The following is a 24806-nucleotide window of genomic DNA, read 5'->3' as shown; positions in this document are numbered from 1 at the left end:
TGAACTTCGTGGTTTTCTTATACACTTTTTTCTGGGACTATTTCCCTTTTCTGCGATGCAACAAAGCTTGGTTGATTCGTTGAGTTTTTTTATGGAGTTGCCAAATCTGGTAAAGCCAGATCAGACCGTAAATGGCTAGAAAGATCAACCAAGGAATAGGACTCCGTAAGGCTGCCCCCCAGCCAAAAAATAAGTAGGTCAATGCTAAGATGGTAGCTGTCACAACTAAATGCAAGGCTACACGCAAACTATAGGTCAAAAACTCTTCTTCCTCAAGAATGAACGTCAAGACCCCCATTGTCCCACTCATCAAAAAGATCGCTAGGATGTTGCGGACATTTACAGCGGGATAGACGATGTTGGGATAGACATGGGATAATAACACCAAACACAAATAAAAGAAGGATCCTGTCCTCATACCAGATACAAAATAAGCTATAACTCGTTTCATCACTTTCTCCTATACCCCTAAATAATCCATCAAGGATTTGACATATTTCCGACTGACACTTGATTTTACTCCACGTGTCAGTTTAGCCATCATATTGCCTGAAAAACTATCCGATAGCGATTCCAAATGGTCGATATTCATCACCGCGTGGCGGGATATCTGTAAAAAATTACGACGATTAATCCGATGTTGAAAATTTGTCAAAGTATCTCTTACGGTAAACGTTTTGTCTGTCGTATAAATGGTTAGCTGATTCTTATCAATCTCGGCTAAAATAATGTCATCAATTTTCACCATGATCAAATGATCATCTGTTTTGATAGGAATCACTACTTGATTCACTGTCGAAAACTGTTCGAGATAGTCCATCACCTCTCGTGCTTGATCGGATAATTGCTTAGCTTGAATGACTACACGGGGGTTGTTTTCTGGGATATCCTGTTTTTCCTCAAAACGAATCTTCATTCCTACTCCAATTCTCACTTACTTTCTTTTATTCGATCTTTTTGCTAAGGAAACCCAAATCCCCAAAGCTAGAAGAATACCACCTAACACTATAAGGTATGTTTGTTCCTTTGTCAATAAGGCTTGCCATTTGAGCTGAACGCCCATTTTTTCTTGAAATTCTCGAAGAAGATCATCTCGCCCCTTAAAGGCTTCGCTCACTGCTTCTTTCATGAGTACTTGCCGATAAAGTGCAGCAATATAAGTTGCTGGAGTACATTTCATTAGTAGTTGTGCAAAATCAGGTAGAACACCTAAAGGTACATAAGTCCCTACCAAAAAACCAGAAGCTGTACCCACTATGGTCGAAAACTTCCCAAGACTGTCTACGGAATGGAAAAAATAAACAAAAATGGCATTCACTAAACTAGAAAGCAGGCTACTAAGCAGCATGATGAGGAGCACTTCAGGTAATAAAGACAGTGCTGGAACTTCTCTAAAATAGCCACACATCAGCACATACATAAGGACTTGCATGAAAAAAGAGATGATGATTGCACTTGCTAAATATGAAGATGGTAACCGCCACTTCCCTTGATCCGATAAATAAAGATCCTGATCTACTTGATGTTCACGGTCCTTTACCGACTGAGTCAGGGCAGCCAGACTTGTCGTAATCCCTGTCACAGCCAGCGTCCCACTCATTAACCAATTATTTAACACAGGACCTCTATTGGGGAGCTGAGCCCAAGCATCTGTTAGATTTTTTTGAAGAAAAATAATATAGAGAACAAAGGAAATCAAGGCTCCCAACAGGGAGAAGAAAACTCCTGAACGATTTCTGAAGTACAATAAAAAATTTCGCTTTAGTAAGGCTAGCATTAGCGGACCTCCCTTCCTGTAAGTGCAATAAAGGCATCATCCATGGTCCCTGGACGAAACTCAAAATGGGCTATTCTATCTCTAACTTGCGCCAGGTAATCAATGGCTTCCCTTTCACTCTTGGGTTGAAAAATATACTCCAATTGACTTTGTTGCTCTACTGACATTCCCAAAGATTTGAGACTTTCTATCTGCTGTCTCTCCTTGAAACGAATCTTCAAGATGTTTTTTGCATATTGACTCTTAATATCTAGCGCCGATCCTTGAGCAATCACTTCCCCATGGTCCACAATATAAATTTGATCAGCTTCATCTGCTTCGTCAAGATAATGCGTGGTCAATACAACAGTCATTCCCTCTTCTCTCTGCAATTGATAGAGCAAATCCCAGATAGACTTCCGAGTTTGGATATCCAAACCTGTCGTTGGTTCGTCTAAGAACAGAATATCTGGTTGTGAGAGCAGGGCACGCGCAATGTCAACCCGACGCTTTTGGCCACCTGAAAGCGTTCCGTATTTCTGCTTTTGGAAAGCTGATAGGCCTAGCCGATCAATAAGATCAGACACACGATTTGATTTTAGGTCTTTGTACTGTCTCGCACGAATGGTCAGATTTTCTCTAACCGTTAGCATCTCATCTAAAACACTGGTTTGGAAGACCACACCAATTTTAGTACCTGGTTTATAGATGATTTCACCTTGCGTTGGTTGTTTCAAACCAATCAACATGGAAATCGTCGTTGATTTCCCCGCCCCATTTGGTCCTAGAATCGCATTAAAGGTTCCCTTTTCAAACTGTAAGTGAATATTGTTTACGGCTAAATGATTTCCATATCGTTTACTGATGTTTTTAGCTTGTAATATCATGTTCTCTCTCCTTTTGATAGAACCAGTCTAACAAAAAAGCCGCTTAAAAAATGGCTTTTGGGGATAAGTGGTCAAAATGAAGAGATGAGTGGCGAGATAGAAGAGATTAAAATGAGGAAAAAATTTATTGCAGCCATTCTTTTCCCCATTGATTCAAGTCCTTTAAAATCGGCATCAATGAATTGCCTTTTTCTATCAGCTCATATTCTGTTTGGTACTCTATTAGAGCATCGGTTGCTATCTAGAGGCTCTTTTGTTACACTACTAATATGAATACACCGATTAAACCAAAATTACAACGATTTCAAACAGCCACTGCTTTTGCCTGTCCCATCTGTCAACTGGACCTAGAACTTGTGGAGACCAGTTTTAAATGTCCCAAGGGCCATTCTTTTGATTTAGCGAAATTTGGCTATGTCAACCTGGCTCCCCAGATCAAACAATCAAAGGACTATGACAAAGAAAATTTCCAGAATCGCCAGCTAATCCTAGAAGCAGGTTTTTATGAGCCGATTCTAACAGCGATCGGACAAAATATTCCGACCAGTGATGCCAGAATTCTAGATATCGGTTGCGGAGAAGGTTATTACTCCCGAAAACTACAAGAAGCCTATCCCGAAGCTACTTTCTATGCCTTTGATCTTTCCAAGGAATCTGTGCAACTAGCTGCCAAGAGTGACACTAGCTGGAAGGTCAATTGGTTTGTCGGAGACTTGGCTCATTTACCCATTCAATCCAAGAGTATGGAGGTCATTTTGGACATCTTCTCCCCGGCTAATTATGCTGAATTTGAGCGTGTCTTAAAGGATGAAGGGGTGATCATTAAGGTTGTCCCAACCTCTTCTCATCTGAAAGAAATTCGTCAGTTGGCCCAAGATCAATTGACCAAGCAATCCTACTCCAACCAGGAGATTTTGGAGCACTTTGAAGACCACTGCCAGATCCTCTCATCCGAAACGGTCAGCCTCACCAAGAGTTTAACTCCTGAAGAACGCCAGGCGCTCCTCGCCATGACCCCCCTTCTATTTCACGTTGACCAAGAAAAAATCGACTGGAATCAACTCACAGAAATCACCGTTGAAGCGGAGCTGCTAGTTGGGAAAATCAAGATACAAAGGACTTAAAGTAAAAAGGCTGAGACGATTTGTCTCAGCCTTTTTACTCATCTTCTGCATGCTCTGTCATGACTTGTAAGCGATAGGTTTTAGGCGATTTTCCACAGAGTTTACGGAAAACCTTATAGAAATAGCCCACATTGCTGTAACCGACTTTATAGCAGATATCTTCAATGCTGTCATTGGTAGATAAGAGGAGCTGCTGGGCAGCCTTAATCCGCTGTTTGTTGAGGAGTTCTGCGAACGTTGCATTGGTTTCTCGTTTAATCAATTGGCCTAAATAGACTGGATTGATAAAGAGAGCCTGACTAATGTCCTTGAGTGACAGCTCTTTTTGGTAATCACGGCTAATCACTTGGAGGACACTCGCTACATTTTCGTTCATTCGATAGTGGGATAAGAAACGGGATAACTCTTCCTGGATGAAGCTAATCATCTCACTAAAGGTAGCAGCATCATGGACTTTCTTGACCACATCGGCCAAATCATCTCCTTGCAGGTATTCAAACAAATGAAAGACATCCATCAAAAATTGGATAAAGAGTTGCTTGGTCAGCGAAACCTTAGGTGTCTTCTCAAGGATCATTTTTTCCAACCAGTCCAGTTCTTCTAAGATCTGTTGGATATTTCCTTGCATGATCACCCGGTAGGCCGGCTCGTAGTAGTTAAAGACTTCCTCATCTTGATTGAGAGGGGTCGCTCCATAAAAGAGACTCCGCTCCACTAGGTCCTTAAATTGATGAAAGTGCTCCTTATAAGGTGGCTCGAAGGCCTTCTCAATCATGGCTTCTTCTTCTTGATCTGAGATAAAGAGTTGAAGATTTTGCCCGAGAACTTGGTAAGACGAGCTGATAAAGCCTTTTTTCTCCTTAGCAACCCCAATCCACAGTGAATTTCGTCCTGCGATATACCGACAAAACTCTTCCTCAGAGATATCATCGTGAATCAAGCGGTTGGCCAACTCTTGGCTTGGTTGCTGGATTTGGTGCTGAATTTTTTCTAGGATATTGCCCATCTCCACCTTATTGACAGGTTTGAGCAGGTAGTCTGCCACGCGCAAATTGAGAGCTGTCTTGACATATTCAAAATCCTGATAGCCTGACATAATGATAAAAGCAGCATCTGGCATCAAATCCTTCATCTCTGCAATCATCTGAAGTCCGGTCTTTCCAGGCATATTGACATCCGTGATCACCACATCCACCGGATGCTCTCGCACATAATCAAGGGCCTGGTCTGCATCTTCTGCAGTTGCGACCACTTCCATATTCCAGTGGTCAAAGGGGATTAATTTTTTTAACCCTTCTGTAATCATATACTCATCGTCTACTAATAAGACTTTGTACATTCTGTCTCCTTTATTCATCTTGAATGGTTATCGTATAGGTCACTCCATGGTGAGGTTGGGAGAAGACTTGGATATGGTAGCGATCTCCAAAATAGAGTAGCATGCGTTCATGGACATTGACAATTCCGATAGACTGCCGACCACTCTTTTCTTCGATTTCTGAGCGTGGATTGCGATTGGCCAGTATCTCTTGAATTTTTTCTAGCTGTTCTTCTTCCATCCCACGCCCATTATCAGTAACTAGGATCATGACTTGCCCTTCTCCTTGCAAGACTTTGACACTAATCACATTGTCCTTGCGTTTATGATCCACTCCATGCGCAAAATAGTTCTCGACCAAAGGCTGGATGGTGAATTTGGGAATCTTCATCTTTTCCAAACCTGGATCGATCTTAAAGCCATAGGCAATCGATTTTGGATAACGCACCATACAGAGGTAGCTGTATTTGCGACAAAATTCGAGCTCATTTTCAACTGTCGTCACTCGCTCGTCTGAGATATTATTGCGCAAGAGACTACTAAACTCATAGATAATATCACCCAATTCATCCTGCTCTTGCATGACGGCATACATCCGGATAAATTCCAGTGTATTGTACATGAAGTGGGGATTGATCTGGGCTTGTAGGGCCCGCATATTGGCATCTTTTTGGCTGAGCTGCAGCTGGTAGATATCCCGAATATTCTTATCCATATTGTCTAACATGGTATTGATCATATTACCAATAACCAGCAGTTCTTGGTCCTTGGTCGAGGTATCAATCCGTCGTTCACTATCGCCTTGACTGATCTGATTCATGGTATCGACCAAATCGAGGACTTGACGCCGGTAATTTTTGAAAATCTGCCGTAATAACAAGTAAAGGATCAAGAAAATTAGGAAAGCAATGGAGAGGAAAGTGGTCAGGTTAGCTAGACCCTTTTTGACCAGATAACTTTCAGAAACAGCTACATCCACCTTGTAGCCATAGATCGTGCTACGGGTTTGCCATTTAACATCTTTTGATTGCCCCTTATCCCCTTCATGGTACATCTCTTTCCCAAAGGGAGTGAAAATCCGCACAGCGATCGGAAGATCGCCTCTGGCATTATCAATCGTTGCCGTCAAAATTTCTTGGTCCAGCGTCATATAAGCTATCCCAACTCCAGCACCCGTAGTCGGATCTGTCAAAGGAACCGGAATGGCTGTCGCAGGAGCCTTGTAATGGTCCGCTGAGACTTGCTTGCCTCCCTGTGATTGCCGGGTAGAGACAAATACCGTCTTGTAATCAGACAAGGTGACATCGATACCCTCGATGTTTTTATTGCTCAAATAGAGGCTGTCAATATTCTTATGTAGGGACAATTGGATATACGAAGGAAATTGGGCATTCAATCGCCAAGTCTCATACTCCGATGGTGACAAGGTAAAATAGCGATAAACTCCTTCTAATTTTGCAGGGTTTTCAACGAGGCTACGCCCTTCTTGTGTGACCCGCTGATAAGAGGTCTCAAGATCCGTCACCACTTCGGTCAAGACCCGTTGGGCGATCCGGTCGGCTTCAGCTTGCTGGTTTTTCCAAGAGATCCCCGCAACAACCAGGCCCATAATGGTCAAAATGACCACCATGACATAGGCGTAGAATTTTAAAAGCGTACTTAACCAGATTTTTTTCATCGTTAGGATACCAATTTTTCGTGGATGTTTTGATAAACAGGGTCAAAGATATCATTGACAAAGAAATGCCATACACCGATCAAGACGAAAAAGAGAAGGGCTGGCATATAGTAGCTAATGACACCAAGTAGCGCGGTTCCAAGGATGAGCTTGAGAACCGGACGAATGTCCAGCAACATTCCGATCAAACTGAGCTTGATACTGTTGGCATAAGAGAGATCAAAATGAACTTGCAATTTCAAATAAACGGCGTAAGCTAGAGGCGCAACCAAGAGGAAAACCAGATTAAACAAGAGAACCAAAATTTGGAAGAAATTCAAGTGAGGAATCTGGACCATGAGGTACATGCCATAGAGGAGAACCCCTTCAATGGCAAAGAAGGTATAAAAGACTTGATTGGCCGGGCGTAGATTTTCTTTGAAGAGTTCCCAAGCGCGTGACCAATGATAGTCCTTGTAGGTCATGCCATTTTCCGCATAGAGGCTCATGATAGTGGCACTAGCCGGTCCTACTCCTAGTAGAACACCCCCACAGATCGTCAAGACCCAAAAAATCCCTGTTACCAGCATAGCAACATAGACTCTCGTAAAAATGAACTCGATGATTTTTCCCATCATTCAGCCTCTTTTCCAATTAGTGATTCTATTATACCATAAAAATAAAACGCTTTCCCTTATTTGCATTGGTAAATTGAAATATTGATTTTCATTTACAGTTCTATTTTCATAAAGACATGAAAAGGCTCTGGAGATTCCTCCAAAGCCTTTTTCGAACTACCTGTTCTTATTTTTTAGAAGCAAGGAATTCGTCGTATTGTTTTTGCATTTCGTCAAGCACTTTTTGGTAAGCACCTTCTGATTTCAATTTTTCAAGCATCTTAGGAACTTCTACTTCAGGATCCACAGTACCAGTATTGATAGCACCTGCAAATTGGTTCAAAGTATTTGTAAGAGCAGTGATTTCTGATTTCACTTTATCTGTGTTAAAGATGAAGCCAAGTGCTGGAGATTCTTTTGCAGTTTCCAAATCTTTCTTAGATTGTGCAATTTGTTCATCAGTTACGTTTTCGTTGATGTAAAGAATCCAGTTGTTACCAGTGTTCCATCCAGACATGTGAGTGTTTCCGTTGTAGCCATCCAAGACTTTGACACGGTTTTCTTTGCCGGCAACTTTTTCCCAGTTCTTGCCTTCTGGTCCATAAACAAGACCGTTTAAGAGTTCTGGGTTAGTATTCAAGAGATTCAACACTTCCATAGCTTTTTCTTTGTTCTTAGAGTTGTTTGAGATAACAAAGTTAGCTACTTGAGTGGTGTTGTTTTTCTTGTACAGTTCAGTAAATGGTTTGATGTCGATCTTACGGTTTGCTACACGAGAAAGCAAGCTGTTACCGTAGTCAGCTGGTCCTACTGTTTCTTCACGAACCAACCATGTATCTTGAGAAAGATCATAACCAGTGTCGCTCGTTGCTACGTCTTTTGGAATGTATCCTGCTTCGTAGTATTTGTGAAGAGTCTTCAAGTTTTCTACATAACGAGGAATTGTGTAACGGTCAACGATCTTAGTGGTGTCACCTTTCAAGTCAACAACGAATGGAAGTCCATCAACAGCCACATAGTCGAAGTCATCTGAAGGTCCACCGTAGCTCTTGTTCATTGCAAATGGAACAACGTTTGGATCTTTTTCTTTGATAGCTTTCAAGACTGGTTCAAGAGAAGCATAGTCTTTCACGTTTGAAACGTCGATACCATATTTTTCAAGAAGTGGTCCGTTGAAGGCAAAGTTTTGAGAAGATGCCACGTTAGCTGCTACTGGAACAGCATAGATCTTACCATTTACAGTGTTCCCTTTGATGTAAGCTGGGTCAAGTGCTTTGTAAAGGTCTTTCCCTTCTTTCTTGTACAATTCTGTCAAGTCAGCATAAGCACCTTTTTGAGCGTTGATCACGTAGTTATTAGCAAAGGCAATATCATAGTTTTCACCAGATGAGATGATAACGTTCATTTTTTGTGCGTAGTCACCCCAACCAAGATATTGAATATCCAATTTTGCGCCAACTTTCTTTTCAATGAGCTTGTTGGCGTTTTTAAGAAGAACATCCAAGTTATCTGGTTTATCACCGATTTGGTACATCTTGATGATTGGTTTACCGTCTTCAGTTGTTGCTGACTTCTTGTTGTTCCCTGTAAGGTTTCCACAAGCAGCAAGAGTAGCTCCAAGAGCGATGACACTAGCAGATGCTAACGCGTATTTTTTCCAATTTTTCATAAGAAAAATCTCCTTTATGTTATTTTCTTTTTAGACTAAGTTATGAGTTGAAAATCCTGCTGATTTTCAATGAACGATGTTATTCTTTCACACCACCGATGGTCAAGCCTTTTACAAAGTAGCGTTGGAAGAATGGATAGAGAATGGCGATTGGCACTGTTGCCACAACCACCATGGCCATACGTCCTGTTTCCCGTGGGATGGATTGTACAGCTCCTGCCAATTGGCCGGATACCCCGACGTTTTTAGCGATGTAATCCATATTGTTTTGGATTTGCATCAAGAGGTATTGCAATGGGTAAAGGTTGTCACTCTTAATATAGAGGAGGGCATTGAACCAGTCGTTCCAGAACCCTAAAGCAGTGAACAAACTGATAGTCGCAATCCCTGGTAGAGACAATGGCAAGCAGATTTGGAAAAAGATCCGTGTTTCACTTGCCCCATCGATCCGAGCGGATTCAAGGATAGCTTCTGGAATGGTCCGTTTAAAGAAGGTCCGCATCAAGATGATGTTAAATGGACTGAGCAACATTGGGATAATCAAAGCCCCGATGGTATCACCTAACTGCAAGAGTTGAGTGGTCACAATGTAGCTTGGAACCAACCCTGCACTAAAGAGCATACTAAGGAGTGAAAATACGGTAAAGAACTTGCGGTATTTAAAGGTACTCCGTGAGATTGCGTAAGCATAGGTTGTGGTGATAAAGACATTACATGCTGTTCCCACAATGGTCACAAACAAGGTAATGAAGAGGGCTTGCAAGATTTTGTCTTTGAACTGTACCAAGAAGAGGTAACCATCAAATCCAAATTTTGCTGGCCAGAATTGGAAGCCATGGACTGCCAAACTTTGTTCGTCAGTCAAAGAGATCATGACAACGAAGATGAAGGGAAGCACACAGGTCAATCCGACTAAGGTCAACAACAAGGTAAAGAAGAAGTTGCTCTTCTTACTGAAAGAATGGATCCCGACATTATCAATTTTTTCTTTTTGAATGGTTGATTTTTTCATACGATCCTCCTTTCTAGAAGAGAGCGGCATTCTTATCAATGCGACGGGCAATGATATTTGAGATTAAAACAAGAACCAAACCGACTACCGATTGGTAAAGACCGGCTGCTGCTGTCATCCCGATATCCCCTGACTTGGTCAAACCGTTGTAGACATAAACATCAATAACGTTGGTCACACTATAGAGCGCTCCAGCATTATGCGGGATTTGGTAGAAAAGACCGAAATCTGCGCGGAAGATATTTCCGACTGCAAGAATAGTCAAAACCGTAATCAAGGAAGACAACTGAGGAATGGTGATGTTGCGAATGCGTTGCCACTTAGACGCACCATCCACAGTCGCTGCTTCATAGTAAGTTGGGTCAATTCCCATGATGGTTGCATAGTACATGACACTACTATAACCAAAGCCTTTCCAGATTCCTAAGAAGAGGAGAAGCGCTGGCCAGATCCACAATTCCGAGTAGAAATTGATGGCTTTCATACCAAATGAAGTTAAGATGTGGTTGACCAATCCTTTGTCCACGTTAAGGAAGGCATCGGTGAAGAAGCTGATGATAACCCATGATAGGAAGTATGGGAAGAGCATGGAGGTTTGAAGCACCTTGACCACTCTTTTTGATCTCAACTCACTAAAGATGATGGCGATCCCAACGGAAACAATCAATCCTAAGAAGATGAATCCTAAGTTGTACAATACCGTGTTTCTTGTAATAATGTAGGCATCTTTGGAACTAAAGAGGAACTTGAAGTTGTCAAAGCCAACCCACTTACTCTTCATGACACTGTCAATGAAGCCCTCTCCCGTAATATGATAGTCCTTAAATGCTACGATATTCCCAAAAACCGGAATATAGAAGAATAAGATTAACCACGCTGCACCAGGTAAGACCATTAAAAGAAAAATGAAATTTTCTCTCAGAGTCCTTACAAACTTTTTCATTTAACTCCCCCCCTTTGAGCCTTGAGCGTGTTTATTTACTTTGGTAGCGTTTACATCACCTATTATAAGATAGCCCATTTACATTTTCAAACTCCTAATTATAGAAAAAATTCTACAAATTTATGACATAGCTTTAAAAAAGAGTAGAAAAGGGTGGTCGTAAAGACAGTTCCTCTTCTACTCCTATCCCACCGTGGATGAGATACCTGTCATCCAACTTGGCATTTTTTACGTTGTATAAATGGTCGAAGCTGTCGCAATGGTGTGCCATTGATTAGCTGTTGTGGCTGCGAAGTCCTGATCCCCGTAGAAATCGTTGAATGGTAAGATCTCTTCTTCTAGTTCATCGATACATGTGATGGAACCAGCTAGGTAGTTTTCAATCCGACTTTCTGCTCGCTTGATGCGTTGCAAGAGTCCACCCATACGGATATCTACGGTATCCAAGCCGAAGACCTTGTTTTCTTTCAACCATTGGTGACTAAAGAGGTCATGGAAGTGTTCAATCTGGCTTCTGAGTTTTGGCAATTCTTCCTGAGCGATTTGTTGCAAGCTCTCTTTATCACCTGCGTGATAGGCCTCACGGATGCGTCGTCCTACATCGACCTTGCTACTTAAAATAGCATTCAACTGTGCCTGAGTTTCAAAGAGATAAGCGTAGACGCCCGCTTTTTCTTTAATGTCAGAAAGAATCTCAGCTGCTTGGGCAAAGTGTGGCTTGTCCTGTTCAGGTGTCATGTGCTTGTCAAGAATTGGGCAAAGAACATCCTGATAAAAGACATAGCGGTTAGGGTTAATCCCACTGAGATTGTCTGGTAGGTCTGGCAAGAGGTTGGCCAGATCCAGCTGCATAAAGTCCTCAACGGATAGGCCTGTATTGGTCTTAAAGTGAGCTGACAGACGCTCTAAATCATTGCAATAGCTGAGTTCTGCCCAAATTTGTAAACTTGGGAGAATCGAGAACTGGGCTGTTTCACCACCATTGTCCCCCCAGCCCGTCACAATGACTTCCTTGATCTGATTAGCACGGCAGGCTTTATTGGCTTCAAGAGCGACGAGGCGACTGAAATGGTTGTGGGGCGTAAAACCAATCCACTTCCAGGCACCACCAGCAAAGGCAATATCCTGACTAATCTTATGGTGATTACGGAAGTTTCGGTTGTATTTTTCCTCGCTATCCTGATAATAATCCCAGTAAACCAAGGTCACACGGTCTTTAAGACGGTCTAAATAAACTCGTGTTTCTTCTGGAATTTCTACCTCACGGTCGTACTGGCCATCTGCTGACATAAGCTTGAAGAACATATCACTCCACATCTGGCAGTGGAAACCATACTTGTCTGCAATATCCAGCACGCGCTCCAAATGTTGGCACATAAGGAGACTCCGATCCACAATACCGTTCAAGATAAGATAACGACCCAAACCGACCAAGTGAGCTTCGTCCATCCCGATGTTGACCTTGCGAGTTTGTAATTTAGATAACGTCGCAAACATACCGTCAATCAGGTCGTAGACTTTTTCTTCACCGATGAGGAGAATATCCTCTACATCGCGGAGTTGCTGGACTTCCTTAACCCCCCATTTAACAAAGGCTGATAAATGAGCCAAGGTCTGGATGCATGGGACAAAGGTCATGTCAAACTGCTGGGCATAGTCTTCGATTTCCTGTAACTCTTCAGCTGAGTAGGCTCCACGGAAATAACCAAAGTAAGGTTGCCCCTCAATCTGATAGGTGTCCTCCATATAGAGCTCAAAGGTTGAATAACCCATCAGAGCCAAGAGTTCAATCATCTGTTTGGCTGATGCGACATTGAGCACGGCGTTGCGCGAACAGTCGGCCATATAGGCCAAATCTTCATAAGCCGCCTGTTCTTCAATCTCTACTTTGTCTCCTTCTGCTAAAGCTGTTGCTAGCACAGACAAGGCGCGGTAGAGTTGATGAGGTTTGCGGTAGGTCAGTTGATACTGCCCATTCTCACCCTTGATAGAGATAGAAGCTTGGTCAGACTGAGCGACCGCCACCTCTACATCTGGTAGAGAAATGTGATTGTTTAATACTTCAACAGCTTGGGCTTGTTTGGGACTAAGTCCTGTAAAACTTACCATTGGTTTTCCTCCTGTAACCAGTTGACAAGGGCACCGTAGAGATTGGCATCTGCCTGATAGGTGCAAGCTTGAATCACTGGAGCAATTGTATATTCTTCATATCTTTCCACAAAGATGTCTACTGCTTTTTGCACCCCTTTGATAAAATCTGGGTTTTGACTGATAGAGCCACCTAGGCTAATCACATCTGGGTCAATGAGATACTGGATATTGAGCAGTCCTTGAGCAAGATTACGATTCATGCGCTCAATGGCTTCCTGGCAAAGGGCATTGCCGGCTGCAGCCTCTTGGTAGACCTTACGTCCATCCCAGTCAGACTGACCTGATTTTTCAATCACATAGCGAACCATGTTTCCTGTAGAAGCGAGTTGTGACCAGTTATTGAGCTTTTCTGCAGGCTCGATAGTTGTCATGTAGCCAAACTCACCGCCCAAGCCATGACGTCCACGGTGAAGCTTGCCATTGATAATCATGGCTCCACCGATTCCGGTACCAATCACGACACAGGCTGCATTTTCAATCTCAGGATGCGCCAGCAATTCACTCAGTCCAACACAGTTGGCATCATTTTCTAGATGGACAGGTAGCTTGTGATGAGAAAGGGCCTCATACCATGAAAAACCATGGATATAAGGAATGGCACTGATCCCTTCAATTACCCCTGTTTCTTGGTTAACAGCCCCTGGCACACTCATAGCAATCCCACGGTAGTCACGTTCTGACAATCGCTGGTCCAGCCAAGCTAGCAAATCTTCTAGAGTTTCTGGAGTTGGGGTGCTGGCCTTATCTAAAATCTTTCCATCCGGAGTGAGACTAGCAAACTTAATCCCAGTCCCTCCGATATCAATCGTTGCAATGGTCATTGCTTTTACCTGTAAAAAGGAGCGAGTCAGCAGTTGGTTCTTACTTTTTCGCTCCTCCTTTCCTTTTATTGTTTCTTCAGCTGCAACCAGCTATACTTCTTCTTTTTTAATCCATTCTGTCCGGATTTCTTGCGGTGCCAATAAACCTGTATGGACCGGATACGGTTGTTCCAGAAGATCGACAACCGTTTGTTGTCCTTCTGACACGCGCACATTTTCTTGGCTCATGTTGTAATAGCGAAGGATGTAACCTTCTTCATTTTCTGCTACCTTAAAGGCTGTTGGACAAACCTGAGGATGCGTCAAGGCTGTATGCTTGAGTAAGCTACCAGACGCTGCTACACTTCCTTCTTGTTTTTCAACTTGAAGGCTGGTCATCGGTGTCTGCAAAGCTTTGGCACGACGAAAGGCTGAGAAACGCCCCTGAGCTTGATGGCATTCTACTGCATATTCAACCTCAAAGTTCCGCAAACATTGTGCTTCTGGTGTTGGGAAATAGCCCCAGTCACCAAGTTCACCGGAAGCACGGAGAAGTGTTACAGCTATCGTATCGTCTCCAAGGATTTCGTATTCATGCAATCCTTTATTGGCCACTGTTACCCCTTTGACGTCATCATACAAGCTGACGAAAGCTTGCTGGTGTTGAGGATTTTCAGGATTTTCCCAAGAAGCAGCCGGTTTATTTGGCCGTGTCACAACCTCATAGATACTTTCAGAATCGTTGCTTGGACGTGTATTGTGAGTCTTGACCAGAAGACGGATGCGGTGATCCTTGGCAGTATTGGTAAAGCGCGTCTTGAAGCGAATTTGTGGATCATCTACAAAGATGGTCATCTCCGTTTCAAGAGGGATCGTTGTCAGCTCTTCTGAGCGACTTGCCTTGCGGTTCATAAACTCGATAATGCCTCTTTGCTCCGCATCCAATTGTTCATCCGCGCTAACCGGGATCGTCAAGTCATGCTTGAGCAAGATTTTGGCATAGCGAGCATTGTTTTCCAAGACCTCATAAGCTGTTAACTCCGCATAGATCGGTTCGGTTCCTTTTGGTTGGAAGTAGATATATTCATTTCCGATATCCCCACGATCTTCAAAGCGAAGGAAATCCTCATAAGCCTCATTGGTCGTTTTATCATAGAGGGTCAAGCCATCATCGATACTAAGGGTTACAAATGGCGTATCGATCACCCCATTTTGGAACAGACCATCATGATGAGGTGCTTTGCCTTCTAAGAGCTGGAAGGTGGTCCAAGAAAGAGGCGCTAGGTGAACTGGAACCGTCACGCGCACTTGACGTGCAATATAGGGTTGACGGAATTTATCCTTAGGCAGGGTATAGCCAAAGCTTGCTCCCAAGTCCTCAATCTCTGCTTCTACAAGATGCCCCTCTAAATCTTCTACGTGGTAGTCTGGCAAGCTCAAAGCGGCCATTTTCTTGAAGCCTTCTGTCGGATGCAATTCCTTAAATGGACAAACCGCAACATCGACAATCGTGCTGACGGTGTCCACCTTATTATGCAAGCCAGTATTGATGACCGTAAAGAGGTGCTCACTCTGGGCTTTTTGAGTTGCTAGTTTACCTTTCCATTCGTTGAGAAGGTTGGTCTTGACAAAGTTTCCGACTTGATTGACCTTGGCAAAACGAACTTCCATCTCACGGTGAACATCATCTACGCTACATCCACATATACTATCGTGTGGCGCATTTTGTAAGAGTGTCTTCCAGGCATAGGTCAATTGATCCTTGTGGTTGTGACCACCAGTAATGATGGTCAAAGGTTCCACCACTTGCTCCAGCAAGTTGCTGTTTTCTTGGAAGGCTTGCTTGAGATAAATCCGAGAGGAAGACGTATTTGCCAGTGTGTACCAACCATCGGTTTCCTGACTGGTCAATTCTCCCGTAACCGTAGATAATTGCTCAGGAAGCGCACTTTCCACTGCTTGAACATATTCATCAAAAGAGCTATGAATAAAGGTCACGTCAGGGAAGAGTTCATTGGCCACGCGAATAGCTTCACTCAAGTTCCGTTGAACGGGTTGGTGGTCACAACCGTTCATCATCAACCATTGGTTGGTGGAGGCATAGTCACGAACATCTGCCAATTTTTGTTTCCAAAAAGCTAAAGCCTCATCTTTATCCACTGGAATTTCATTCCCATTACTGTACCAGTTGGCAAAAAGAATACCGAGTACGCGACTACCATCCGCCCCTTGCCAGTACATTTCAGAAAATTGAGAGGTAAACTGCTCATCTTCGAGGACTTGGTTGTCAAATCCGATTGGTTTGACTCCACGACCAAAGGCTGCTACGTGGATACCTGATTTTTGAAGAATTTGAGGTGCTTGCCCCATATTTCCAAAGGTATCTGGGAAGTAACCAATCTGAGTGGATTTGCCCCATTTAGCGCATTCAGCCTGTCCAATCAAGGTATTGCGGACGTTGGCTTCACTGGAGATCAGGTAATCATCCTGCAAGATATAGAAAGGACCAATCTTGAGCTTGCCCTCGTCGATATAACGTTGCACCTTGTCGCGGTTTTCAGGGCGAATTTCTAAATAGTCGTCAAGGACAATGGTTTGTCCATCTAAGTGGAAACTTTTGAACTCCGGATCATTTTCAAAAAGATCAAAGAGATTGTCAAACAGTTCCACCAATTGCATCCTGTGGCTTTCAAAAGGTAGATACCACTCACGATCCCAGTGGCTGTGAGAGATGATATGTACAACAACATTTTCCATGAGTAAAACCTCATTCTAACTTAAATTTAAAAATATATTTTTGATTCTTTCCCAGAATCTGTTAAGCGACAGCTCATTAGCGAATATCCAAGTAATCCAAGACCAATTCACAGAACATCATGTTGGCCCAAGAGAACCATTCACGCGAATATTTGGTTGGATCATCCACGTGGAAACTTTCGTGCATGACACCTGTTCCACCATCGCAGGCAACCAACTGATCCAGCAAGAATTTCTTCTCAGCTTTATCTGTCGTTGTCAATCCTTGGATGGATAAAGCAATCGGCCAGATATAGCGATAGAAGGTATGAGAACTTCCGAGTCCGCTTGCGTACTTCCCTTCATAGAAGTATGGATTTTCAGGGCTCAAAATCGTCCGACGAGTAGCTTGGTAGACCTCATCGTCGATCGCGCAGTAGCCAAGATAAGGAGCTGCCAACAAGCTTGGCACGTTTGGATCATCCATGATGCTAGCATTTCCCAAACCGTCTACCTCAAAGGCATAGATCTTCTCGCCCTTACTGTTAGTAGTGTAGGCGTAGTTTTCGATCCCTTCTTGAATCTCCGCTTGGAGGCGTTTGGCATCTGCAATGACACTCTCACTATCAACTAGATTCAATGCTGCAAAGATTTCTTGGACATAACCCAAGACAACGACTGCGAACATATTGGACGGAATCAAGTAACTATACTGACAGCAGTCATCACTTGGACGAAAGGCTGACCAGGTCATCCCTGTCACAGCAAAGTCAGGACCAAAGCCGTCATTTACCAGCGTATCTTCCTTACGATCTGTATCCCGAACAAAGCGATAAGGGGAATTCTTGTGGTCTTGTTCCACTGTCCAAAGATGAAGGATTTCCTTAGTCGCTGTAACAAAGGTTTCATCAAATTGGCTAGTCTCACCAGTTTCTTTCCAAAGAAGATAAGCCAGTTGCAAGGGATAGCACAGTGAATCCACCTCATACTTGCGCTCCCAAATCCAGCCATTCAAATCGGTGTGATCAGTCTCGTGATGGCCTTTCCAGTTCTCCTCAATATTAAAAGAGTTGGCATAGGGATCCTTGAGGATCAAGGTCATCTGGCGTTTGACCAAACCAGCAATGGTCTGACGCAAACGAGGGTCTCTTTTTGCCACATAAAGATAGGGCCTCAATTGAGCCGTCGAGTCACGCAACCACATAGCTGGGATATCCCCTGTTAACACAAAGGTTGAACCGTCTTCTAAAATTTCAACTGTATTATCCAAAGTGTCTGTATAACAACGTTCAAAGACATCCACCCACTCAGGGTACTCCTTAGCTCGCTCAGCCACTTGATCCAACCATTCTCGCACAATTTCTTTTGAATAGGTCATTTATTTTCCTCACACGTATCGATTCTTTCCTATTCAGTATAAAAGATTTCAAAGGGGAAATACATACGCAAACTATAGCCCTTTTTCTACAAAATTTTCCATTTGATAAAAACGCTATCATATTTGACAACACTTTGATACAATGAAGAAAATACCAGCGCGTGTTCAAAAAAAAATACAGATCATTTAAGGTTGATGAAGAAAAAGGAGACAGGATGCGCACACATTGCCAAACCATCGATACCCGCTGGGGAAGCGATAATCATCCCCACTATTCCCACGGAAATACCCTCCCTTATACCGGGGTCCCTTTTGGGATGAACTACTTCCTTCCCCAGACGACACACGAACAAGGAGCTTGGTTTTTCAACCCCAATCTCCCTATTTTTCAGGGATTTCGTCTCACCCACCAGCCTAGTCCTTGGATAGGAGACTACGCTTGGTGCCTCATCACGCCCATCACAGGAGATATTGCAAGTTCCGACCTCTTCCGTCGCCAAAGCAGTTATTCGATGAAAGAAGCCGTTTTCCAGCCTCACTACCTCCGTTTTTTTTCGGAACGTTATCAGATTCAAAGCGAGCTGGTTCCAAGCCGCTACGGGGCTGTCATGCGCTTTCGAGCACCAGAAAAGCTAACACTCTGCTTTCATGCAGCAAAGGAACTAGAGGACTTGACTCTGACAGACCAAACCTGCCACTTTCACATTCTGGATCAGGCCCATACCGCAGATACTTCATACTCTTTCTATCTCCAGTGGCAATTTAGCCAGCCGATTGAGAGCGTCACTCACATCGATCAAGATCTTTTTCTGACCTTTGCTAGCAATGAAGTGACCGTCCAATTAGGAACTTCTTATCTGTCCCAAGACATGGCTCACAGCCATCTTCCCCACCTTTCTCTAGAGGAAGCTAAAAAAGAAGCATCCGATCAATGGAATCAGCTGCTAAAACGAATTGAAGTAAAAGATGCCGGAGGGCGTGACCAAGCCTTTTTCGACCATTGCCTGTACCGACTCCTCCTTTTCCCTCAAACCTTTTATGAAACAGATACCGAGGGAAATGACTGGCACCTGGATGTCACTCATAATGAAATCAAACCAGGAAAAGCTTATACCAATATCGGATTCTGGGATCTCTTCCGAACATCTTTTCCGCTCTTTAGCCTTGTCTACCCCGATTATTACCGTCACTTTCTCGAAGGATTTTTAAACACTTACAAGGATACTGGTTTTCTACCAAAATGGTTGGCCCCAGATGAACGAGGAATGATGCCAGGTACCCTCATCGATGGAGTCTTTGCGGATGCTGTCACAAAAGGGATCGCACCAGACCTACATGAAAACATGCTGACAGCCATGCTCCAAACGGCCCAAAAAACAGATCCTACTCAACATTTTGGTCGCCATGGCAATGAAAGCTACAAGACCCTTGGATATCTACCCGATGATTTTCACGAAAGTGTGAGCCACAGCCTAGATTATGCTTATAGTGATTTTTGCATTGCTACCGTTGCCAAGCAATTGAGTCATGCAGAAACAGCCGCTCGCTATGCTACTTCCAGCCTCTCCTACCGAACATTGTATGATGCCCAAACGGGCTTCATGAGAGCGCGATCCACCAATGGAAACTTTAAAGAGCCCTTCTCTCCTACCAGCTGGGGAGGAGATTATGCAGAATGTTCTGCAACCCAGGCTACTTTTGGAGCCTTACACGACCTCTCCGGCCTGATAGAGCTAATGGGCGGTAAAAAAGCCTTTACCCAACGACTGCTGGATCTAGCCAATCAAAAACCTCAATTTGATGTAAGAGGATATGGCTATGAAATCCATGAAATGAGTGAAATGGCCCAAGCCCCATTTGGGCAGATCGCCATCTCCAATCAACCCAGCTTTCACATTCCCTACCTCTTCCGTCACAGCCTTCATCCCGAATACACCAATCTCCTGATCCACCAGATCCGTTCTCAAGCTTTTCATCAAGATTTCCAAGCCTATCCAGGTGATGAGGACAACGGTAGCCTATCTGCTTGGTACATCTGGTCGGTCCTTGGACTCTACCCAACCTGCCCAGGAAAACCAATCTATGATCTGGGCCTCCCTCTCTTTAAAGAAGTTCTTCTCCATCTTCCAAATCATGAGCTCAAAATTTGCTCCAACTCACACACTGCAGGCGCCTATTTCATCCAAAAAGCCCTATTAGATGGCAAAGAGAAACAAGAGATTTCCCATCAAGATCTCCTTGAAGCCCAATTGCTCCAGTTTGACCTTTCATGGCTCCCCCCACATGCATAAGAAAAAGAAAGTGGGACAGAAATCGGTCATTCGTTAGAATTCGATTTCGTCGTTCCACCTCCGCACAGTTGAGTAGGCCTGTATAAGCTGATGAAATCAGCGTAGTAGAGCCCACTCAACCACTGCGTCTTGCTCGACAATCCAAAAACAATAGAGAGGCTAGGACTTTTGTCCCAGCCTCTTTTTTCTGTTATTCATCTCCTACATGATAGTAGATCGAGCCTTGTTCCCCAAAACTAGCGATACCAACACCAGACCATAAGCGGTTTTTAGAGGCATCTGATGTATCTTTAAAGACGACTTGTCCTTGATCATCGACCTGATCACCAATGGTCACTCCTGCAGGAATATACTCCAACAAGAAGCCTCCATCACGACCACCATAAATGCCTTCTGATGCTGTTCCATAATCCGTCAAAGAAGCTCCATAGCCCTCTAACTCTTGTGAGACCAACCCTTTGTCGTTAAAGACCAGCTTGTTTCCCTTATCATCTTGCCAGATACCAGCAATACTGCTGTAGTCTCCATTGGCAATCGCTTCAAGATCCATTTTCTTCACTTCTTTTTTCTCTTCTTTTTTTTCTTTCTCCTTCACTTCCGAACTAGAAGCAGCCGTCTTTTTGACCTCAGAAGAGGTCGTCGTTTGACTAGAAGAAGCCGGTGATTTTTTACTCACCCTCTGCTGCGAACAAGCTACCAACAGGACCACACTGAGAAGACTCACAAGAATTGCACCAACTTTTTTCATTTAAAATTCCCCATACATTTTTTAATTTAAAGCCCTTTCATTGTAACGTATTTTCAAGCATTTGACAAGCTTCACTCCCCATTTTTAATCAAAAAGAGACCGGGATAATCAGTCCTAGTCTCTCTTTTGATACAACTTTTAATGAGCCAGCATTTCCTGTGCCACTTCTAAACCAGATAAGTTCGAAGGATAATAAGTTGGCCAATTTTCCAACTCATCATAAAGCGCTTCTTGACTCTTTCCTCCATGGAAAATGTGGAAGTGAGCTGCCTTTACCGGAGTAATTTCATGGTCACTAAATTGAACATATTTGAAGTCTCCCGCATCGCTCTCCTTGGCTTCAAATAGATAACGAACACCACGATTTCCCTTCTTATAAGTCAAAATGTGCTTACCTACGTATTTATAGGTATATTTCTTAGAAGATCCTTTTTGATAAAACTCCATTGAATCCTTATCAATCTTAATCCGATCAATATCTGTTTGGTAACCCTTAGTATAATATTCCTTATACTCAGCAGCCGTCATAGTTGGATTTAATTTTGCCTTATAATCAAAGACCTGATCCAAGGTTCCATCTTGCAAGTATGGATAAACGGATTTCCAATCACCTACATAATTTGCTAAGCTACGATCCTTAACTTGACTATCCTCGAAATAGCCCTTTTGAACCGTCTTAGCATCTTCCTCATGTTCCGGTTGAATATCCTTACCAGCTTGTGACGTTGTTTTCTCTAGCGCCTTCAGATTCTCCTTCATAACAGACACGTAGTCTTCGCCATCTTTCATTTCTTGATCCGTCAAGCTTTCCAAAGGATTTAAGACAGCCAACTCAACACCAGCTTCAGAAGACAAGGTTTTCGCCAAGGACTTAGAAGCATTTTCCTCAAAGTAAATGACCTTGATCTCATTTTTCTTGATATACTCTGTCAATTCACGCAATCGTGCAGCAGAAGGCTCGCTATCAGGTGAAATCCCTGAAATGGCTACCTGATTTAAGCCATAATCCAAGGCCAAGTAACGGAAAGCCGCGTGTTGGGTCACGAAATTCTTTTGCTTCGCATCTTTCAATCCATCCTGATAAGCTTGATCCAAAGCCTGTAATTTCTTCAGATAGGCTTGGGCATTTTTCTCAAACGTCTTTTTCTTATCTGGATAAGCTGCGACCAACTGATCACGAATCGACTCTACCATCTTCATGGCACGATGTGGAGAGAGCCAAAGGTGAGGATCATATTCATGATGGTGTTCTTCGCCCCCTTCGTGTTCATGTTCCTCTTCCAATCCAGGAAGCAAGACCATACCCTTGGTAGCATCGATCACTTTGGTTTTCTTATCCTTCATGGATTTCAAAAGATTTGGAACCCACGTTTCCATGTTTTCATTCTCATAAACGAAAACATCCGAATCTTGAATCATAGCCCGCCCCTTAGCAGACAATTCATATTCATGAGGCTCTGATCCCGCTCCAATGAGCAGGTCTACCGTTCCTTCATCTCCGACAATATTTTTTGTAAAATCATAAACAGGATAAAAAGTGGTCATCACTTTTAATTTTCCATTTTGACTCTGACTTTTACCACAAGCAGTCAAGATAAGGGCAAAAGCCACCAACAACATTAAACCTATTTTTTTAAATTTCATATTTACTTCCTCAAACGTGATCCAAGATTCACAAGCAAGAACAAGGCCACAAATAAAAGCGTGATGCTGGCACTCGCTGGTGTATCTGCAATATAAGACAAAATCAACCCACTAAACATCCCGATAAAGCCAATAATGACCGCAAGCAGCATGACCCCACGGAAGTTCTTCCCTAATTTCAGCGCAATACTAGCCGGTAAGACCATGATGGTTGAAACCAATAACGATCCTGCTGCAGGAATCATCAAGGCGATAGCAACCCCCGTTACCACATTAAATAAGATGGACATGGTCCGGACCGGAAGGCCATCCACAAAGGCCGTATCTTCATCAAAGGTCAAAATATACATAGGCCGCAAGAATAAGGCCGTCAGCACTAATACAACGAAAGCAATCACAAACAAGGCGATCACCTGTTCATCCGTAATGGTTAGGGTAGAACCAAACAAATACTGATCCAAGCTCATCGAGCTCTTCCCACCACCACGCATCAGTACCAAAGCTAGGGCAAGACCTGTGGACATTAAAATTGCCGTCCCGATCTCCATAAAGTCCTTAAATAAGGTCCGCAAATACTCAAGAAAAACCGCAGCAATAATGACAATGATCATGGTCGAGAGCGTTGGAGAGATCCCAAGGAAAAGCCCAAAAGCGACACCCGCAAGAGAGACGTGACTTAGCGTATCACTCATAAGACTCTGCCGTCTTAAAATCAAGAAAATCCCTAATACAGGAGAAAAAAGACTCATGGCAACCATAGCCAACAAGGCCCGTTGCATAAAATCATACTGGAATAAATCAAGCATGGTCACCCTCCCCTTCAGTATCATGGACATTAAAACATCTCCAAGGAGAGCTTTGGTCACGAACCAAATGAATATTCCGATCCGCAAATTGGTTAACCTCTTCAGGATCATGCGTAATCATCAAAACAGATTTTTGATGGTGATGCGCACTGTGATGCATCAACTCATAAAAATCACTCTTTGTCGTCGCATCCATCCCTGTCGTAGGTTCATCTAAAACAAAGATATCCGGATCTGAAGCAAACATCCTAGCAATGACAGCCCGCTGTTTCTGACCACCAGACAAAGAACCAATCGCCCGATCCTTGAACTCCAGCATCCCAACAGATTCTAAACTCTTCAGAATATGTTTTTCATCGTGCTCATTCAACTTTCGAAACCATCCTTTACGAGGGTACCGACCTGATTTCACAAATTCATAGACCGTACTTGGAAACCCTGCATTAAAACTAGCAATCTGTTGTGGAAGATAAGCAATCCTTAACTTCTTTCCCTTTACATTTGTCTTTGAAATCTCAACTGTCCCGACCTTGGGCTGTAAAATCCCAAGGCTAGCCTTAATCAAGGTTGACTTAGCAGCACCATTTTCCCCGGTCAAGGTCACAAACTCCCCACTATCTAAGTAGTAATTGATCCCTTCTAAAACCGGTTCCCGATCATAATAAAACGATAAATTTGAAACCGTAATATACCTCAAACTATAACTCCTCTTCCAATAAATCTAAAAACCTCGAAATAACCCCTTGCTCATTCTTAGTAAACTTCGACAAAACATCCTCATAAGTGTGAAGAGTATGCTGATGGTGGTGCTGATGCTCTAATGCAATTGGCTTACCAATCTCAGTTAAGCGATAATAGAGAACTCGAGCATCATTCTCATCACGATAAGTCTCTAACATCCCCTGACTTAATAAGGGCTTCACGGCCTTTGTGATAGCCGCCTGACTGACATTCAATTTCTTAGCTAAGACAGAATTGGTTAGAGATTCATCAGCAACCAGCATCAAAATATGTTCCTGAGTGTTGGTTAATGAAACACCACATGTACAAGAACCAACTAAAATCTCATGTTGATTCTCAGATAATAATAAAATAGAATTTAAAAAACGATCGATTTTATTTGCAACTTCAGACAAAATAAACTCCTTCTAATTCACTAACAGAAACTTTACCGGTTAATTATATCACAAAAAAGAAAAAAAATAAACAAAAAAAGGAGTAAAACTCCTTTTATAATCTATACCGGCGGCCGGGGTCGAACCGGCACGT

Annotated in this window: 21 protein-coding genes and 1 pseudogene; 2 read left to right on the top strand and 20 right to left on the bottom strand. The window is 43.1% G+C overall.

Going from position 1 to position 24806, the window contains the following annotated elements; genetic code table 11:
- Positions 1 to 37: 37 nt before the first annotated feature.
- The 5 genes and pseudogenes from HMPREF2917_RS06615 to HMPREF2917_RS10930 all read right to left on the bottom strand — a co-directional run.
- Positions 38 to 451, bottom strand: coding sequence for a DUF3021 domain-containing protein (locus tag HMPREF2917_RS06615; protein ID WP_070448823.1), 414 nt, complete (start codon positions 449 to 451; stop codon positions 38 to 40).
- A 9-nt stretch (positions 452 to 460) separates the two neighbouring features.
- Positions 461 to 916: a LytTR family DNA-binding domain-containing protein gene (locus HMPREF2917_RS06610; protein WP_070589762.1), complete on the bottom strand. Its 456-nt coding sequence runs from the start codon at positions 914 to 916 to the stop codon at positions 461 to 463.
- Between the two features lie 18 nt (positions 917 to 934).
- A complete protein-coding gene (locus HMPREF2917_RS06605; RefSeq protein WP_070589760.1) occupies positions 935 to 1777 on the bottom strand; it encodes an ABC transporter permease in 843 nt (280 codons plus the stop codon).
- Positions 1777 to 2643, bottom strand: a complete 867-nt coding sequence (locus HMPREF2917_RS06600; RefSeq protein ID WP_045758988.1) for an ABC transporter ATP-binding protein — start codon at positions 2641 to 2643, stop codon at positions 1777 to 1779. The genes HMPREF2917_RS06605 and HMPREF2917_RS06600 overlap by 1 nt, the downstream gene beginning before the upstream one ends.
- 124 nt (positions 2644 to 2767) lie before the next feature.
- Positions 2768 to 2854 (bottom strand): annotated as a pseudogene (locus HMPREF2917_RS10930) (winged helix-turn-helix transcriptional regulator); the annotation flags it as partial.
- A gap of 58 nt (positions 2855 to 2912) precedes the next feature.
- On the opposite strand from HMPREF2917_RS10930, the gene HMPREF2917_RS06595 reads away from it, so the two are divergent.
- A complete protein-coding gene (locus HMPREF2917_RS06595; RefSeq protein ID WP_070589758.1) occupies positions 2913 to 3767 on the top strand; it encodes a putative RNA methyltransferase in 855 nt (284 codons plus the stop codon).
- A gap of 34 nt (positions 3768 to 3801) precedes the next feature.
- On the opposite strand, the gene HMPREF2917_RS06590 is transcribed toward HMPREF2917_RS06595, so the two are convergent.
- The 10 genes from HMPREF2917_RS06590 to HMPREF2917_RS06545 all read right to left on the bottom strand — a co-directional run bounded on the left by HMPREF2917_RS06590 (position 3802) and on the right by HMPREF2917_RS06545 (position 18048).
- Positions 3802 to 5106 (bottom strand): response regulator transcription factor, encoded by a 1305-nt coding sequence (locus tag HMPREF2917_RS06590; RefSeq protein ID WP_045758985.1) that lies wholly within the window; start codon positions 5104 to 5106, stop codon positions 3802 to 3804.
- A 10-nt stretch (positions 5107 to 5116) separates the two neighbouring features.
- Positions 5117 to 6763, bottom strand: a complete 1647-nt coding sequence (locus HMPREF2917_RS06585) for a sensor histidine kinase (RefSeq protein ID WP_070589756.1) — start codon at positions 6761 to 6763, stop codon at positions 5117 to 5119.
- A 2-nt stretch (positions 6764 to 6765) separates the two neighbouring features.
- Positions 6766 to 7377, bottom strand: a complete 612-nt coding sequence (locus HMPREF2917_RS06580; RefSeq protein ID WP_045758983.1) for a YesL family protein — start codon at positions 7375 to 7377, stop codon at positions 6766 to 6768.
- 169 nt (positions 7378 to 7546) lie between these two features.
- Positions 7547 to 9028 (bottom strand): ABC transporter substrate-binding protein, encoded by a 1482-nt coding sequence (locus HMPREF2917_RS06575; protein ID WP_070589754.1) that lies wholly within the window; start codon positions 9026 to 9028, stop codon positions 7547 to 7549.
- Between the two features lie 79 nt (positions 9029 to 9107).
- Entirely contained in the window at positions 9108 to 10040 is a 933-nt protein-coding gene (locus HMPREF2917_RS06570) for a carbohydrate ABC transporter permease (protein ID WP_003004100.1), read from the bottom strand.
- Positions 10041 to 10053: 13 nt separating this feature from the next.
- Positions 10054 to 10983, bottom strand: a complete 930-nt coding sequence (locus tag HMPREF2917_RS06565; RefSeq protein WP_003009701.1) for an ABC transporter permease — start codon at positions 10981 to 10983, stop codon at positions 10054 to 10056.
- A 228-nt stretch (positions 10984 to 11211) separates the two neighbouring features.
- A complete protein-coding gene (locus HMPREF2917_RS06560; protein ID WP_070589752.1) occupies positions 11212 to 13092 on the bottom strand; it encodes a beta-N-acetylhexosaminidase in 1881 nt (626 codons plus the stop codon).
- Positions 13086 to 13955, bottom strand: a complete 870-nt coding sequence (locus tag HMPREF2917_RS06555) for an ROK family protein (RefSeq protein ID WP_070589750.1) — start codon at positions 13953 to 13955, stop codon at positions 13086 to 13088. Before HMPREF2917_RS06555 ends, HMPREF2917_RS06560 begins: the two co-directional genes overlap by 7 nt.
- A gap of 90 nt (positions 13956 to 14045) precedes the next feature.
- A complete protein-coding gene (locus HMPREF2917_RS06550; RefSeq protein WP_031572543.1) occupies positions 14046 to 16691 on the bottom strand; it encodes an alpha-mannosidase in 2646 nt (881 codons plus the stop codon).
- Between the two features lie 76 nt (positions 16692 to 16767).
- The gene (locus tag HMPREF2917_RS06545; protein ID WP_070589748.1) at positions 16768 to 18048 is read right to left on the bottom strand and encodes a glycoside hydrolase family 125 protein; all 1281 of its coding nucleotides are present in this window, start codon (positions 18046 to 18048) and stop codon (positions 16768 to 16770) included.
- A 215-nt stretch (positions 18049 to 18263) separates the two neighbouring features.
- Between HMPREF2917_RS06545 and HMPREF2917_RS06540 the strand changes: the two genes are divergently transcribed.
- Entirely contained in the window at positions 18264 to 20339 is a 2076-nt protein-coding gene (locus HMPREF2917_RS06540; RefSeq protein WP_070589746.1) for a GH92 family glycosyl hydrolase, read from the top strand.
- Positions 20340 to 20529: 190 nt separating this feature from the next.
- On the opposite strand, the gene HMPREF2917_RS06535 is transcribed toward HMPREF2917_RS06540, so the two are convergent.
- From HMPREF2917_RS06535 to HMPREF2917_RS06515, 5 genes are all read right to left on the bottom strand, one after another.
- Entirely contained in the window at positions 20530 to 21087 is a 558-nt protein-coding gene (locus HMPREF2917_RS06535; RefSeq protein WP_049472597.1) for a DUF6287 domain-containing protein, read from the bottom strand.
- A gap of 138 nt (positions 21088 to 21225) precedes the next feature.
- Positions 21226 to 22731, bottom strand: coding sequence for a zinc ABC transporter substrate-binding protein AdcA (locus tag HMPREF2917_RS06530; protein WP_049472598.1), 1506 nt, complete (start codon positions 22729 to 22731; stop codon positions 21226 to 21228).
- A gap of 2 nt (positions 22732 to 22733) precedes the next feature.
- Positions 22734 to 23537: a metal ABC transporter permease gene (locus HMPREF2917_RS06525; RefSeq protein ID WP_049506201.1), complete on the bottom strand. Its 804-nt coding sequence runs from the start codon at positions 23535 to 23537 to the stop codon at positions 22734 to 22736.
- Complete coding sequence (locus HMPREF2917_RS06520; protein WP_003013743.1) at positions 23530 to 24234, bottom strand: metal ABC transporter ATP-binding protein; 705 nt, start codon at positions 24232 to 24234, stop codon at positions 23530 to 23532. Before HMPREF2917_RS06520 ends, HMPREF2917_RS06525 begins: the two co-directional genes overlap by 8 nt.
- 1 nt (position 24235) lies before the next feature.
- The gene (locus HMPREF2917_RS06515) at positions 24236 to 24673 is read right to left on the bottom strand and encodes a zinc-dependent MarR family transcriptional regulator (RefSeq protein ID WP_070589744.1); all 438 of its coding nucleotides are present in this window, start codon (positions 24671 to 24673) and stop codon (positions 24236 to 24238) included.
- Positions 24674 to 24806: the final 133 nt, after the last annotated feature.

Origin of the sequence: Streptococcus sp. HMSC061E03, assembly GCF_001813505.1 — a bacterium.
In the GTDB taxonomy this organism is placed as follows: domain Bacteria; phylum Bacillota; class Bacilli; order Lactobacillales; family Streptococcaceae; genus Streptococcus.
The sequence above is the reverse complement of the archived record's forward strand: the minus strand, read 5'-3'. Positions and strand labels throughout refer to the sequence as shown.

Coding starts and splice junctions, on each gene's coding strand:
- HMPREF2917_RS06615 (WP_070448823.1), bottom strand. CDS start 451: ATGAAACGAGTTATAGCTTATTTTGTATCTGGTATGAGGACAGGATCC.
- HMPREF2917_RS06610 (WP_070589762.1), bottom strand. CDS start 916: ATGAAGATTCGTTTTGAGGAAAAACAGGATATCCCAGAAAACAACCCC.
- HMPREF2917_RS06605 (WP_070589760.1), bottom strand. CDS start 1,777: ATGCTAGCCTTACTAAAGCGAAATTTTTTATTGTACTTCAGAAATCGT.
- HMPREF2917_RS06600 (WP_045758988.1), bottom strand. CDS start 2,643: ATGATATTACAAGCTAAAAACATCAGTAAACGATATGGAAATCATTTA.
- HMPREF2917_RS06595 (WP_070589758.1), top strand. CDS start 2,913: ATGAATACACCGATTAAACCAAAATTACAACGATTTCAAACAGCCACT.
- HMPREF2917_RS06590 (WP_045758985.1), bottom strand. CDS start 5,106: ATGTACAAAGTCTTATTAGTAGACGATGAGTATATGATTACAGAAGGG.
- HMPREF2917_RS06585 (WP_070589756.1), bottom strand. CDS start 6,763: ATGAAAAAAATCTGGTTAAGTACGCTTTTAAAATTCTACGCCTATGTC.
- HMPREF2917_RS06580 (WP_045758983.1), bottom strand. CDS start 7,377: ATGGGAAAAATCATCGAGTTCATTTTTACGAGAGTCTATGTTGCTATG.
- HMPREF2917_RS06575 (WP_070589754.1), bottom strand. CDS start 9,028: ATGAAAAATTGGAAAAAATACGCGTTAGCATCTGCTAGTGTCATCGCT.
- HMPREF2917_RS06570 (WP_003004100.1), bottom strand. CDS start 10,040: ATGAAAAAATCAACCATTCAAAAAGAAAAAATTGATAATGTCGGGATC.
- HMPREF2917_RS06565 (WP_003009701.1), bottom strand. CDS start 10,983: ATGAAAAAGTTTGTAAGGACTCTGAGAGAAAATTTCATTTTTCTTTTA.
- HMPREF2917_RS06560 (WP_070589752.1), bottom strand. CDS start 13,092: ATGGTAAGTTTTACAGGACTTAGTCCCAAACAAGCCCAAGCTGTTGAA.
- HMPREF2917_RS06555 (WP_070589750.1), bottom strand. CDS start 13,955: ATGACCATTGCAACGATTGATATCGGAGGGACTGGGATTAAGTTTGCT.
- HMPREF2917_RS06550 (WP_031572543.1), bottom strand. CDS start 16,691: ATGGAAAATGTTGTTGTACATATCATCTCTCACAGCCACTGGGATCGT.
- HMPREF2917_RS06545 (WP_070589748.1), bottom strand. CDS start 18,048: ATGACCTATTCAAAAGAAATTGTGCGAGAATGGTTGGATCAAGTGGCT.
- HMPREF2917_RS06540 (WP_070589746.1), top strand. CDS start 18,264: ATGCGCACACATTGCCAAACCATCGATACCCGCTGGGGAAGCGATAAT.
- HMPREF2917_RS06535 (WP_049472597.1), bottom strand. CDS start 21,087: ATGAAAAAAGTTGGTGCAATTCTTGTGAGTCTTCTCAGTGTGGTCCTG.
- HMPREF2917_RS06530 (WP_049472598.1), bottom strand. CDS start 22,731: ATGAAATTTAAAAAAATAGGTTTAATGTTGTTGGTGGCTTTTGCCCTT.
- HMPREF2917_RS06525 (WP_049506201.1), bottom strand. CDS start 23,537: ATGCTTGATTTATTCCAGTATGATTTTATGCAACGGGCCTTGTTGGCT.